The sequence below is a fragment of the Spiroplasma litorale genome, from assembly GCF_001267155.1.
Taxonomy (GTDB): Bacteria; Bacillota_I; Bacilli_A; order Mycoplasmatales; family Mycoplasmataceae; genus Spiroplasma_A; species Spiroplasma_A litorale.
Genome location: NZ_CP012357.1, coordinates 162,189 through 176,670 on the forward strand (window position 1 = coordinate 162,189; position 14,482 = coordinate 176,670).

Below are 14,482 nucleotides of genomic sequence, written 5' to 3' on the forward strand. Positions count from 1 at the left end.
ATTGATTTATAATTATTCCAAATAAATGAAAGGTTAAATATAAAAAATGAAAATATTTTTAAATTACATAAAAAACTTTGATTGTCTTGCAATAACTTTAAAAAATGCATTGGTAAATAAACTTGTTAGAAAAGATGATGTTGTATGTCTTTTTAATGATGAAGAACTAGTTGGCTTTAATGTGTATAAATTAAATTTAAATATTAATGAAAATAATTTAGAAAATGATTTATTGAAAAAACATTTGATTGAGATTTTAAATAAAAATGGTATATTTGATAAAATAGAAGATCAATTCATAGTTGCAAAGGTTTTAAAAGTAGACAAAATTCCAAACACACACTTATCAAAGTGTGAAGTTTTTGATGGCAAAAACAATATCCAAATAATTTGTGGTGCTAAAAATGTAAAAGAGGGTTTATTAACTGTGCTTGCAACAGAAGGTTCTTGATTACCAAATGGTCTACAAATTAATAAAGGAAAAATTAATGGTTTCGAATCTTTCGGAATGCTATGTTCAAAAAAAGAATTAAATATAATAAGTGATAAAATAAATAATAATGGAATTATCGAATTAAATATTGATGAAAAAGAGGTGGGTAATTCAATATGAAAACTAATAATATAAAACCTATTTTTAATTTAGATAAAAGAATATATAAAGATTACTATACAGCAGATTATTTTGTAAAAACAAGGAAAATAATTAACAACGAAAAAAAAGATACCATATTTACCATGCAATGATTTCAAAGACGTGAAGGTGTATTTTTTTGTGGAAGTAGAATAGTTAAAGATCTATTAGAAAAAGCGAATGTTAAAAATGTTTTATTTGAATATCTAGAAGAAGGAGAAATCATAGAGCCACTCGAACCTGTATTGAGATTAACTGGAAAATATGAGCAATTTTGTCATTTAGAAGGAATTATTGATGGGATTTTATCTAGAGCTACAACGGTTGCAAATAACGCATACAAAATAGCAGTAGCAGCAAATAACAAAGTTGTAATTAATATGAATGATAGAATGGATTTTTATTTAAATCAACAAATTGATGGTTATTCATCTTATGTTGGCGGACTTAAAAACCTTGTCACACCCGCATCTTTTGAATACTTAGACATAGACTATGACTTAAGGGGTACTATGCCTCATTCTTTAATTGCTGCATTTGATGGTAATGTTGTTGATGCTGCTAATGCATATTTAAAAAATTTCCCTGAAAATAAATTAATTGCTCTTGTTGATTATAACAACGACGTTATAGAAGATAGTATAAAATTGTGTAATAGCCTAGGGGATAAATTATATGCAGTAAGAATTGATACTGCACAAAATTTAATTGATAAATCATTAGAAAATTTGGATATTAATGAGGAAAACATCAAAGGAGTTAATATAATTCTTGTTAACATGTTAAGAGAAAAGCTAGATAAAAATGGGTTTAAAAATGTAAAAATCATTGTATCTTCGGGTTTTGACGAAAATAAAATTAAATATTTTGAAAAAAATAATGCTTGTGTTGATATATATGGTGTTGGAGAAGCTCTAACAAAAAATAAAATTACATTTACTGGTGATGTTGTAAAAGTTAATCAGAAGGAGCAATCTAAATATGGTCGAAAATTTGTAGAATCTTTAAGACTTAAAAGTATAAAATATTAATAAGAATAGAGGTAAATATGGCTATTTTTAAAAAAAAGCAAAGTAAATTAGACAAAAGCGAGTATGCAAAACTTGAAGAAGAAAGAGTGCCAAATCATTGAACATTTAATGACGACCCAATTCTTAATATGGAACCTGTTTTTGCAGACAAGGACCAAAGTAAAAAATCAAAATTAGAAGATTTGCCCAAAGATGATGCTCAAATAAAAATTGATAAGTTATCAGAATTAAAAGCAAATTTAAGAAAAAATAACCCTAAAAAAGTTGAAGGTCCATTAGGTTCTATTATTAACAGTGCATTAAAAAAATCTCAAGACATTCAAAATCAAGTTATGGAAAATGATCCAGTAATTGCAAAACTTCAAAAAATTGAAGAACTTAGAAGAACTGGTGCTATTGACGAAAGTGTCTATACTGATATTAAAAAAATTAAAGAGCAAACCGTTTCTTATTCTGATAGAGCAAAAAAATACCACGAAAAAAATGCTACTGTTGTTTTAGAGTCAGAACTTGATAGAGTTAAAAGATTATCTGAAATATCTAAAAATAGAATAGACGGAAAAAATGTAAATGATTATATAAACCGCAATAAGTTTTCTTTTAAAACCCCCATTTCTAAAACTGTGAATAAATTTTCAAGTTTAGAAAATGAAGTAAAAGATAAATTAGAACAATTAAAAATAAAAAAAGAAAGAATTTTAGAAGATGAATTAAATCAAACTATTGAAGATATTAGAACAATGGAATTTGATAGTGATGTTACAAGAGAAGAGTTTTTAAAAGATAAAATTAATGAGTTTAACTCTTTATTGCGTAAAAAAGAAAAAAGTTTATTAATAAAACCAAGAAGAAAATCTAAAAAAAATGATAAGTAGGTGATTTTATGAGTAAAAAAGACATTAAAATAGAAGAACTTGCTAAAAAAAGATTAGAAGAAGTAAAAAAAAGTAATGAACTTATGGGTATAGATGAAAATATTAAAGATAGTTATTTTGTTCCATCTAGAAAAAACCCCAAAAATAAAAATGAACTTCTTGACATTCAAGTACAAAAATTAATTACTCCAAGAAAGAAAAAAACCCTTCCTTTTAGTAAAGATCAAAAAAAAGAGATTGAACACACAATTACATTAGTTAAAAATGAGTTTAAAGAAAAAGAAAAAAATGAAGAAAGATTTGAAAAACAACTTGCTAAAGAAAGAAATAAAGTTGAAAAACTAATAACAAAAAGTTCAAAAAAATTATCATCATTAATTAAAACTGATAATTTTGATATTGAAGAAGTTGAAAGTACTCTTGAGTTGCATGATAATTACCTAAAAAAAATGGAAGAAATTGAAGATGGAATTAACACTTTGGTATTAAAAAACCCTAATTTACCTTTAAAAGAAAGAAGAAAATTTATATATAAAAGAGCATATAATGCCGAAACAGAAAGAGCCAGAAAATTACTTATTATGAAAAAAAATAACACAATGAATTGGGCCGATCAAAATTATGTTGAAGAAAAAAAAGGACCTAAAAGAGGACCTTCAGGATGAAAAGAAAGATTAGGTTTAGAGGAAGAAGAAGACAATTAAAAGGCATCTTAAATATATAATATTTTGCCATAAGTATTGTATAATTTTAATATGTAACGGAGAAATCATATGAAATCATTATACATTTTAGCATCTAATATTGAAATAACACAAAATATACTTATAATTATACTTTTAGCATTAGCTATAGTTCTTTCGTTGTATTCAATTATCACTCTTAGAAAAGTGGGTATTGCAGCTAGAAAAGTTGATTATTTTTTTGAAGATTTAACTTATAAATCAGAAATGATGAATGCAACAGTTGACACAATTGCTAAGGTTACAAATTATCTAGATATTTTTGATGCTTTTGCAAAAAGAAATGTAAAATCATGAGTTAAAGTAGCAACAAAAAATAAAGACGTATTTTATAAGTTAGTTGATAAACTTAAAGATTTTGCAAACTCAGAAGATTAGTAAAGGATAAAAATATATGTTTAAGTTATTTAAAATTTCTACATGAATGTTTTTAGGGATGATGCTAGCACCCAAAAGAGGAATAGAAGTTAGAAAAGATTTTGTTGAATATTTAAAAAAATATAGACCACAAATAAAAAAATTTATTGCATCACTTGAGGAAGCTTGAGAAAAAAGCCAAGGAGAAGAAAATGATGAAGTGGTCGCTTCTATTGAAATGAAACTTTCAAACATTAGAAATGCTAGTGACGAACTAGATGATGCAAAAACAAAAGAGCTTGCTTACAAGGCACTTCAAAAAATCGGTAAAACAAGCGTCAAAATTGGTATGGATTTAGCAAAATCAAAAAATGCACAGCTTATAGCTAAGGACTTGGCAACAATTGCAGTTGATGTTATTGATCGTGCTGATGTTGCTTATGCAAAAGTTAAAGATGTTTCTATAAGTATGAGCGAAGATGTAATTGAAGTTGAAGATTCTAAGAAAAAGAAAACTACTAAGGAGAAATAGCTTATGAAAAGCAACATTATTGAAGAATTAAAAAACAGAAAACTACTAAAGCAAATTACTAATGAAAATAAGCTTTTAGATTCTCAAAAAAATAATAATGCTGTTTATTGTGGTTTTGACCCTACAGCAGATTCTTTGCATGTAGGTCACTTAATACAAATATTAAATTTAAAGAGGTTCTCTAATAATGGTTTTAAATCAATCGCATTAATTGGAGGAGCAACCGCTATGATTGGTGATCCTAGTTTTAAAAGTCAAGAAAGGGTATTATTAGAGTTATCTGTTGTAAATAACAACATTATATCAATCAAAAAACAATTAAAAAATCTATTACCAAATGTTGAAATATTAAACAATGCTGACTGACTCAATAAATTATCATTAATTGATTTTTTAAGAGATATAGGTAAGCATTTTAATTTGGCCAACTTATTATCAAAAGAGAATATATCATCAAGAATAGAAAAAGGTTTAAGTATTACTGAGTTTAGTTATACAATGTTACAAGCATATGACTTTTTTTATTTATATAAAAATCATGACTGTAATGTCCAAATTGGAGGTTCTGATCAATGAGGTAATATTACAAGTGGTACTGATTACATTTCAAGTATTTATGGAAATTTAAACTCGAAAGCTTGTGGAGTTACAATGAACCTACTCACAAAAAAAGATGGAGTTAAATTTGGAAAAACAGAATCTGGCACAGTATGGTTAGATAAAAACAAAACAAGTGAATATGAATTGTATCAATTTTTTTTAAATCAAGATGACGAAGATTGTGAAATACTTTTAAACTATTTAACAACATTAGAGGTTGATGAAATCCAAAATATAATGGAAGTTCATAAAAAAGAACCTTTTAAAAGAATTGCACAAAAAAAACTCGCACAAGAAGTTACAAGTTTTGTTCATGGTGATGAAGGATATAAAAAAGCATTAAAAATTTCTGATGCTTTATTTAGTGGAGATTTAAAAAATTTGAATAAAGAATATTTGTTGTCTTTGATCAAAACTTTTGATATTATAAAAGTTGAAAGCGATTTAAAAGTTTTAGATTTTCTTATTTCAGCAAAAATAATTACTTCTAAAAGAGAAGGAAGAGAACTGATAAATGATAATGCTTTATCAATAAATTTTGAAAATAAGTTCATTGAAGATAATTCAATAATTGATAAACGATACTTCACAGTAGATAGATTTATACTTGTTAAAAAAGGTAAGAAAAAATACTATGTTGTTGAATTAACTAATTAGGGGGACAAATATGGATATCAAACAATTAGTAGTGGTAACTTTAGAAGATTTTATAAGCTATTTGAATAATGAGTGTTTTAAAGGTTTGTCTTTAAATAACGAAAGTATAAAAATAAATATGGACTCTTCAAAAAATTATGTAGAAAACATTGATGAAGTTGATAAAATAGTTGATAAACTAAATAATTATAGACAAATAAACCAAGAGACTCTTACTCATAAAAATTGTGATCTTAAAAACTTTGCAAAAGTTGAAATGAATTTAATATCTGCAACATCAGGAATTAAAAAATTAAAGTCTTTATATCATGAGTTTGAAGAATTGGGTTTCCAAAAAGAAAAAAATGCTGTAAATTTTAATGAGAAATTTGCAATCAAAAAAATAAATTTGTCAGCACAAAGCTTAATTAAAGATTTTTCTATAATTACAGATAGATTAAAAAAAGATAAAATATATGTTGAACTTAATGATATTTTAAAAAAAATTGCAACATCTGAGGATTTAGATGTAATAGTTAAGTTATCAAGTGAATTGCTTTTAAAACAAGATCAAGTTTTAAAATTGGATTATTTTATAGATTATAGTATATTGGTAGATGAATATGATTGAATTCATGACTTTGTAAAAATTTCAGTTGTAAATGCTGATTTTGTAAATCTTATTATAACTATAGAATTGTTAACAAATGCAATTAAAGATAAACTATATGTTCCCACAGCAATAAAAGCTTAAAATACCTTAAATGAAATTGTCAATTAAAATTGACATTAAAAAGATACTTTCTCCATACGAATTTCGTATGGAGTTTTTTTTATGTTTTAATAAAGGTCTAACATAATTATAAAACTCTATATAGTCTGAGATAATTTTATAAATATTTGAATGATGTAGTTCTTTTACTTTATATGTATATATACATTCATTTTTAAAAGTTCCAAAAAAAGACTCACAAGCACCATTATCTGGTGAATTTCCTCTTCGTGACATAGAAATATTTATATTATTAGTTTTACATAATCTTTCTCAAGTTTCATTTGTATATGGTGATCCTTGATCTGAGTGGATTATCTTTGGTGCACCTCTTTTTTTAATGGCGCTTATTAAATTTGTATGACATAATTTATTATTAGGACTAACCGATAACTTTCAATCAATAATTTCTGAATTAAACAAATCCTTTATAACAGATAGATATACGTTTCCATTAATAGTTTTTATATAAGTTACATCTGTTACTCATTTTTCATTTATATTTTTAGATTTAAAGTTTCTATTTAGTAGATTTTCAAATCTTAATGGACCTGATTTATCATAGTTTGGAACTTTCTTTTTCTTTGCTGCTTTTAAACTCATTATTTTCATATATCTATAAACAACTCAAGGGTTTAATCTTTCTTTAAAGTATTTGTTTAAAAATAAAGTTATCATATTATAACCATATCTTTTTTTAAACAAGTAAAAAAGGCATCTTATCTTAATTGCTAAAATTCTATTATAATTTTTATACTTTGGTTTTCCGTTTTTAAGTCATTTTAAATATCCATACCTTGAAACTTTTAAATATAAACAAGATAATTTCAAAGAAAACATTCTTTTAACATTAAAAATGGCGAAGTACTTTTCCTTAGTTGTCTTCGCCAAATGCTTTTTTAAAGCTCGTTCCAGTTTCAAAGCCTCTCTTAATTCTTCAATGCTCATATCATCAGGTTCTTTAAAAATTCAATCATGAGATTTAAATTTTTTGATATTTCCTTTTGCTTGTGTTCCGCTACCTCATTCAAGAGCGCCTTCACCTTTAACTTTTACCTCTGATTTTCATCTTTTAATTGTGCTAGTACTAATATCAAACTTCAATGCCGCATTTAAAATACCAATTTTTTTTGATTCATTAATTATATTAAGTTTTTCATTTTTTGTTCATTGTTTTGCCATATAAAAAGAACACCTTTCAATAAAATTTTAACAATAAAAGTACTTTTTTACTGTCAATTTTATTTTAGATGTTCATATTAAAGATGTTAATCAGAATTAAAGACTTTGATTATTTAATTAATCTGTTGTATCATTCAACAATTAATGCTTCGTTTATTTCTTGGTTCAATTCATTACGTTCAGGTAATCTATCAAACTTTCCTTCTAATTTTGCTTTATCAAATTTAACAAAATCTACTGTTGAAGCATTTGAAGCTATTGCTTCAACTATTTTTTCATTTTTTTTCATTTTATCTTTTACAGATATAATTTCTCCAACTTGTACTGTGTATGAAGGAATATCTAGCTTTTTACCATTAACCAAAATATGACCATGAGCTACAAGTTGTCTAGCACCTTGTCTAGTTTGGGCAAGTCCCATTCTATAAACAATATTGTCTAATCTTGATTCTAATAATCTTAAGAAATTAGTCCCAGTAATTCCAGTTATTTTTTTTGCTTTTGCATATGTGTTTCTGAATTGTCTTTCAGTAACACCATACATAAATTTAACTTTTTGTTTTTCTTGTAATTGTTGTCCATAACCTGATAATTTAGTTCTTCTTGAACCATGTTGACCAGGTGCAGTAACACGTTTTTTACCTTTTGAAAATTCTTTCCCAGTTTCTAAAACTGAAAAACCATATCTTCTTGATTTTTTAAATATTGATCCTCTATATCTTGACATTTTTTCTCCTTATATTATGCGGAAAATCATTTACAAAGATAAACTCTATTAAAGGAAGTCTATATTCACCTTAATTCTGCAAAGGTTACTAAATGTTTTATAGACTAATTATTTTAATATGTTTATTTGCAGACTAACCATAAATGATTATATAATAAATTATAAATATTATATTAATAAATTTTAATTTGCATAAATTTATGAAGAATTTTGCTTTATTTAATTATGATATAATAAAAATGGTTTAAATATAGGGGTTAATATGTTATATTCATGGGAAATAAATAATATTTTTAATAAAAATAGCAATGTTATTTTTTTTTCATTGTTTATTGCATGTATTATTACTTTGTTAATTTTTTTGATAATCATAACGATATATAAAAAAATTATGCAGTTGATAGCAAAATCAATTGATTTAATAGATGATATAAAAAAATCACCTTTAAAGTATAGAGTTGAAAGAGTTGCTAAAATATTCGAAGAAACAGGTAACTTTGAAAATGAGTTTATGATTTGAAGAACAAAATACGAGATACTTTATGAAAAAGAGTTTCTTAAAATATTTGTGGATTTCTGAAATCTTTTAGAAAACAAAAAAACTACAAGTCCAAACTTAAAAAATATTAAACTATATAATGAAATTTATAACAGATTAATAAATGTTAATAAAAATGTTCATCTTGTTTATATTGAAATAATGAATGCCTTGCAAATGGAATTTATTCAAAGAGATACTTTAACATTCCAAAAAGATTTATTTAAATCTTTAAAAGATGAAGTAATAATGACTACATTTAAAGATATAAAAATAAATGATGGTAAACTATCTAATACTATTGAATCAATCGAAGAACTATTTGAAGATTTTTATTACAATTTGGACATAGGTAAATATAAAGAGAGTTGAGAGACTTTATTAAAAATTGATCAAGCATTAATTTTTTTAATTGAGTTATTGGATTCAATCCCCTACATTATTTCAACAATACAAAATGTGATACCTCAACATATGATTGACTTAAAAAATAAGTATGTAACTTTTGGTCAAAATAAAGGTAAATTAAAAGCTAATGCAAATAAATATTCAGAATTAGAGTTTGAGATTGATAAATCAAGAGTAAAAATTAATAATGAACTTTTAAAACTTCAATATAAAAAAGCTTATAAATGGCTTAACCAAATATTTAATAAAATTAATGAATTTAAAGTTATATTTGAAGAAGAAGATAACATTAAAACATTTTTTGAAACCAAAATTGATAATATAAGAGAAATATTCCATGCTATTTCTAATGCTGTTTATGCTGTTGATAAAAAATTTCAAGAATATGAACCGTTCTCTAAAACGCCATCTCCAGATAAAATGGAGTTTGAAATTGTAAAGAAAAATTTTCACAGTACTAAATCAAGAGCTGATTTAATATTTTCTGAAGTAGATATTGCATCAAGTAAAGGGGGCTCTTTAAATTTTGTGGATCTTAAAAATAAATTACTAGATGTTATGAGGGATTCTGTTAATGATATAGAAGCCTTGGAAAAATCAATCAAAGCACTTGGTCGTAAAAGTGTTAATACTGATTCAATAGTTAATCAAGTTATTTTCATAAAGTCTTGCTTAAATCAATGTAATGTAAAAATTAGACAATATAAATCTATATTAGAACTAGAAAAATTTGTTACGCCTATACAAGATTACTTCACCCAAATCTCTAAATACACTAAAACTTATATATCAAAAATAAAAACTAATGAAGAAAGAGAATATGTAAAAAAAGAAGTTGATAGTATTTTAAAAGATGTAACAGTCTTAATAACAGATTTAAATGATTCTATTTTTTTAGACTATATATCACAAGAAATCATTATATACTTAGAAAGATATGTTGGAATAGTACCTAATATAGAAAAAGTAATTTATGATTGTGAAAATCTATTTAAAAGTAGAAATTTAGAGCAACTAATTGGTTATTCTTTAAAAGTAATGGGTACAATTAAAAAAAATAAATTAAGATAAGGAAAAAAATGATAAATATATTAATACGATATGGTGAATTAACTTTAAAGGGAAATAATAAACAAATGTTTATTAATAAATTGATTAGAAATATAAAAATAAAATTGAAAGATTATAAGGAGTTATTAACTTTTAAAAAAGACACTAAAAGCTTAGTTATTGAATTGTCAGATGAAAATTTCTTAAATTTAGTAATAAATATTTTAGAAAATATATTTGGAATCTATTCAATTTCAATTGTAGAAATTGTCAGTAATAACGAACAAGATATACTTGCAAAAACATTAGAAGTAGCAAATAAATTAACTGAAGGAACTTTTAAAATAGAGGTTAAAAGAGTAGATAAAAGCTTTAAGATTGGATCACAGGAACTAAAAATCAAAATTGCTTCAAATATTTTATCTAATACAAATCATTTAAAAGTTGATGTTAAAAAACCAAATAGTCAAATTAACGTAGTAATAAAAAATACGGGTACTCAAATATTTGTTGATAGAATTAACTGTTCAAAAGGATTACCTGTTGGAATTAGCGGCAAAGGTCTATCTTTGTTAAGTGGAGGAATTGATTCACCTGTTGCAAGTTATTTAGCAATGAAAAGGGGTCTATCGGTTTCTTACATACACTTCATGACGCCTCCACATACAAGCAAAAAAGCGTTGGATAAAGTGTTTCAATTATCTAAGAAATTACAAAGATATAATACTAATGATTTTGAGTTATTAGTATGTGATTTTGGAGATATTCTTAAAGAATTAATGCATATAAAAGAAGAGTCTTATAGAATTACTTTAATGAGAAGAATTTTTATAAAATTAGCAAATAAAATTTGTTTAAGAAAAAGAATTAAATGTTTAATAACTGGAGAATCATTAGGACAAGTTGCAAGTCAAACCATTGAGTCAATTAATACAATTAACTCTGTTTCGACTTTACCAATTTTAAGACCTTTAATCACAATGGACAAAGAAGAAATCATAGATATATCAAAAAAAATAGACACCTACGAAACTTCTATTTTGCCCTTCGATGATGTATGCTCGTTGTATGTACCAAAAAACCCAGTAACTAAACCAAAAATTTTTGTAGCCGAAGATTTGGAAAAAGATTTGTTATTGGATGAATTGATTGATTATACAATCGAAAAGAAAATATCAACTTATTTTTGGAAAGATGGTGAATTAAGTGAAAAAAAAGAAAATTAAAAACTCTAGTAAGTATGGTGTTTATAAAGGAAATGTCATAAATAGTGATAATATTGTAAATGAAGGTAATTTAACAGCTGAAGAATATAAAGACGATTTTCTATCAATTCAAAAAACTGTAGAAACCGCAGATATAGATGATGATAAAGATTTAGCTCTTAAAAAAAGAAATAAAAAAAACTTTATTGTTTATAAGGTTTTTGGTTATATAATAATAATATTATTGCTGCTAACAATATTGGTAGTAATTCTTGTAATTAAATAAGAGGTGATTTTAGTATGGACGAACTACTTAGAATAATTGGTAAATTATTTTACTTTATTTTTATTGTTTTTCTTATTGATACTTTGTTTGGGATGGGTTCAAGAAAAAGACGTGCAAAAAACGTAAATGAAGGCCCTTCATCAAGTCAACATAACTCTTATGAAGATTATTCACATACTAATCAACAAGAATCAAATTATAATGATACTTTCCAAAAACCTTCTCAACTTGATGAAGCTTATAAAGTTTTAGGTTTAGATAAAAATGCTTCACTTACAGTTGTCAAAAAGAAATATATAGAATTAGCAAAAAAATACCATCCAGATAAAAATAAAGGTAATCTAGAAGCACAAGCAAAAATGACTCAAATCAATAATGCTTATGACACCATAATGAGTCATAAGAGTAATTAAAAATAGGTGAGTTTATGAAATATAAAAACAAAAATATTAGAAAAACAACTATCTTAATTTTAGTTGCCATTTTTCTATCATTTTTATCTCATTTAAAACTTGAATTTATTTATACATTTATTCAAGTATTTTTGAGTTTGTCTTTATATGCAATCTATTTAATTATTAGATTTAATTTTTGAAAGTGTATCATTATAAGACAAAAAGCAATGATAGAACAAAATTATAATGAAATCAAAAATAAAAACTTAAAAAATGATAGATTATACTTTTTAGTAAATATCTTCTTTTTAACACTAATTTTTCCAAGTAACATAATTTATTTTGATCCATACGTATTGTTTAATTCAATTTCAATATTAATTTCAATATTATGATTTATATGTCTTGAAGTAAATAAAAAAAACTTTGTCATTATGAAACACAGAATAGATAATATTAAAATTGAAATAACTAAATTCTATGCATTTAATTTTATTCTGTTTTTAATTTTTTTTAAAAAGCTTACAATTAAAATCGCACAAATTATAAAACTATTAACGAAATACTTTATATTTAAGCACTTTGTTAAAGAATCTTATTTTATATATAAATTTAAAATATCAAAATTAAATAAAGTTAAATTAATTTCATATGAGGACAGTTTTTAATATTTAAACTTTTTTTACATACTTATTTAGAAAGGAAAAGTTTAATTATGGAAAAAAATGTCGCAATTGAAGTTAAAAGTTTAAATAAAAAATTTAAAAGTGGTTATGGTATATTTGATGTGAATTTTGAAGTAGAGTATGGTAAAGTTTTTGGATATTTAGGTCCAAATGGTGCTGGAAAATCAACAACTTTAAGAATTTTATTAGGATTTATGAAAGCAGATAGTGGTAATTCACTATTGCAATATGACATCAAAGATACAAAAAAACCTTCAATAGAACAGTTGGTATCTTACGACTCATGAACTGACTCACATAAAATACAAAGAAAATTAGGTTATGTACCTGGAGAAATTGCATTTCCAATACATATGACAGGAATTGAGTTATTAAAACAAATATTCAAACTTAGAAATATGGATGATTGAGAAATTGTAAAAAAATATATTGAGTATTGAGAATTCAATCCAAATATGAAAATTAAAAAAATGTCTAAGGGGATGAAGCAAAAAGTAGCATTAATAATTGCTTGAATGCACAATCCAGATATTATTGTTTTAGATGAACCAACAACAGGGCTAGACCCTTTAATGCAAGATAAATTTATAAAACTAGTTAAAAAATCTAAAGATGAAGGAAAAGCAATAATACTATCTTCACATATTTTTTCAGAGATTGAAAAAACCTGTGATTATGTATCTATAATTAAGAGAGGAAAAATAATTTCTACAATTAATATTAAAGACATACAATATAATGATGAAAAAAAATATGAAGTATGTTTTAAAAATAATATAAATTATGAAACAATCAATTCTCCTAACTGAGAAATTATAGATGTCGAAAAAAACTCTATTTTTGTACTAATAAAAAACGAAAACATTAATAAATTTATATCTTTATTATCTAAAAATGAAATTTCATTTATTAAAGAGCATCCCCTAAATTTAGAACAATACTTTATGAAATATTATAAAAATGAAATAACAAAAGATGTTGTTAAAATAAACAATACGTATAAACCTAAAAAAAGAACAAGTAAAAATTGCAAAGTATCTCTAGAATTATTAAGAGATACTTCTAGAAAATCAATATGACTATGAACTTTTATGACTTTTGTACCTGTCTTAATGATTTTGATCGCATTTGCTGTTTTATTAACAAACCCTTCAATTTCATCGCAAATAGAATCAGGTAAAACAACATGAAATATTTTAATAAGTAATATGGTAGTTAAAATGGTCGCAAGCACCACTGGTATTGTTTATATGCTACTACTTATATATATATTAATCTCTGGTAATGGATTAATTGCAAGTGAAGTGGAAAAAGGAACTTTAGTAAATTTATTAACAACTAACCAATCTAGAAAAAGTATTATTTTAAGTAAAATGTTCACATTCCTTGCTTTTATAACATTAAGTTGTTTAATTGTCTACTTAACAACATTATTAGGAATTACTCTAACTGGTCATGTTGCAAGTGTAGATTTATCATTAATAACAATATATTTTATTGGTTTATATTTATTATTAGTAATGATCTCATCAATTAGTTTTATTTCAAGCTGTTACTTCAATAAATCAGCATATTCTCTATCAGCCGCTGGTGGGATAGCAATATTGTTTTATATATTTTACTTTATTTCACAAATTGATGACTCAGTAAGTTTTTTTAAATATTTAACATTAAACTCACTATATAATCCAAGTTTTCAAAGTAAAAGTGAAATTAAAAGCTACCTTGGACAATATTTTGTAATGGGTATTATATCGATATCTTTATATACATCAGGTTACTTTATTTTTAGAAAAAAAGACCTACCATTATAAAATAAACAATT

At 24.5% G+C, this 14,482-nt stretch carries 16 protein-coding genes; 14 read left to right on the plus strand and 2 right to left on the minus strand.

The window, feature by feature from the left end; genetic code table 4:
- Positions 1-46: 46 nt before the first annotated feature.
- From ytpR to SLITO_RS00885, 8 genes are all read left to right on the plus strand, one after another.
- Complete coding sequence (ytpR, locus tag SLITO_RS00850; RefSeq protein WP_075057908.1) at positions 47-628, plus strand: YtpR family tRNA-binding protein; 582 nt, start codon at positions 47-49, stop codon at positions 626-628.
- Positions 610-1,665, plus strand: a complete 1,056-nt coding sequence (locus SLITO_RS00855) for a nicotinate phosphoribosyltransferase (RefSeq protein ID WP_075057909.1) — start codon at positions 610-612, stop codon at positions 1,663-1,665. Before ytpR ends, SLITO_RS00855 begins: the two co-directional genes overlap by 19 nt.
- Positions 1,666-1,682: 17 nt before the next feature.
- Positions 1,683-2,540, plus strand: a complete 858-nt coding sequence (locus SLITO_RS00860; RefSeq protein ID WP_075057910.1) for a hypothetical protein — start codon at positions 1,683-1,685, stop codon at positions 2,538-2,540.
- An 8-nt stretch (positions 2,541-2,548) separates the two neighbouring features.
- Positions 2,549-3,244, plus strand: coding sequence for a hypothetical protein (locus SLITO_RS00865; protein ID WP_075057911.1), 696 nt, complete (start codon positions 2,549-2,551; stop codon positions 3,242-3,244).
- 69 nt (positions 3,245-3,313) lie between these two features.
- Entirely contained in the window at positions 3,314-3,661 is a 348-nt protein-coding gene (locus SLITO_RS00870; protein ID WP_075057912.1) for a hypothetical protein, read from the plus strand.
- A 16-nt stretch (positions 3,662-3,677) separates the two neighbouring features.
- Positions 3,678-4,172: a hypothetical protein gene (locus SLITO_RS00875; protein WP_075057913.1), complete on the plus strand. Its 495-nt coding sequence runs from the start codon at positions 3,678-3,680 to the stop codon at positions 4,170-4,172.
- Positions 4,173-4,175: 3 nt separating this feature from the next.
- Positions 4,176-5,429 (plus strand): tyrosine--tRNA ligase, encoded by a 1,254-nt coding sequence (gene tyrS / locus SLITO_RS00880; RefSeq protein WP_075057914.1) that lies wholly within the window; start codon positions 4,176-4,178, stop codon positions 5,427-5,429.
- A 10-nt stretch (positions 5,430-5,439) separates the two neighbouring features.
- Positions 5,440-6,162, plus strand: a complete 723-nt coding sequence (locus SLITO_RS00885) for a hypothetical protein (protein ID WP_075057915.1) — start codon at positions 5,440-5,442, stop codon at positions 6,160-6,162.
- Positions 6,163-6,168: 6 nt separating this feature from the next.
- On the opposite strand, the gene SLITO_RS00890 is transcribed toward SLITO_RS00885, so the two are convergent.
- Together SLITO_RS00890 and rpsD are read right to left on the minus strand one after the other, a co-directional pair.
- Positions 6,169-7,362 carry an IS3 family transposase gene (locus tag SLITO_RS00890; protein ID WP_075057916.1) on the minus strand — a complete coding sequence of 398 codons (1,194 nt, stop codon included), beginning with the start codon at positions 7,360-7,362 and terminating at the stop codon, positions 6,169-6,171.
- 109 nt (positions 7,363-7,471) lie between these two features.
- Entirely contained in the window at positions 7,472-8,089 is a 618-nt protein-coding gene (gene rpsD / locus SLITO_RS00895; RefSeq protein WP_075057917.1) for a 30S ribosomal protein S4, read from the minus strand.
- 262 nt (positions 8,090-8,351) lie between these two features.
- Between rpsD and SLITO_RS00900 the strand changes: the two genes are divergently transcribed.
- Genes SLITO_RS00900 through SLITO_RS05945 form a run of 6 tightly spaced genes read left to right on the plus strand, consistent with a single transcriptional unit; the run spans position 8,352 to position 14,471 of the window.
- On the plus strand, positions 8,352-10,106 hold the full coding sequence (locus SLITO_RS00900; RefSeq protein ID WP_075057918.1) for a septation ring formation regulator EzrA: 1,755 nt from the start codon (positions 8,352-8,354) through the stop codon (positions 10,104-10,106).
- Between the two features lie 8 nt (positions 10,107-10,114).
- Positions 10,115-11,311 (plus strand): tRNA uracil 4-sulfurtransferase ThiI, encoded by a 1,197-nt coding sequence (gene thiI, locus SLITO_RS00905; protein WP_075057919.1) that lies wholly within the window; start codon positions 10,115-10,117, stop codon positions 11,309-11,311.
- Complete coding sequence (locus tag SLITO_RS00910) at positions 11,292-11,576, plus strand: hypothetical protein (protein WP_075057920.1); 285 nt, start codon at positions 11,292-11,294, stop codon at positions 11,574-11,576. Before thiI ends, SLITO_RS00910 begins: the two co-directional genes overlap by 20 nt.
- A gap of 14 nt (positions 11,577-11,590) precedes the next feature.
- Positions 11,591-11,989, plus strand: a complete 399-nt coding sequence (locus SLITO_RS00915) for a J domain-containing protein (RefSeq protein ID WP_075057921.1) — start codon at positions 11,591-11,593, stop codon at positions 11,987-11,989.
- Positions 11,990-12,003: 14 nt separating this feature from the next.
- Positions 12,004-12,639, plus strand: a complete 636-nt coding sequence (locus SLITO_RS00920) for a hypothetical protein (protein WP_075057922.1) — start codon at positions 12,004-12,006, stop codon at positions 12,637-12,639.
- 47 nt (positions 12,640-12,686) lie between these two features.
- Positions 12,687-14,471, plus strand: coding sequence for an ATP-binding cassette domain-containing protein (locus SLITO_RS05945; RefSeq protein ID WP_075057923.1), 1,785 nt, complete (start codon positions 12,687-12,689; stop codon positions 14,469-14,471).
- Positions 14,472-14,482: the final 11 nt, after the last annotated feature.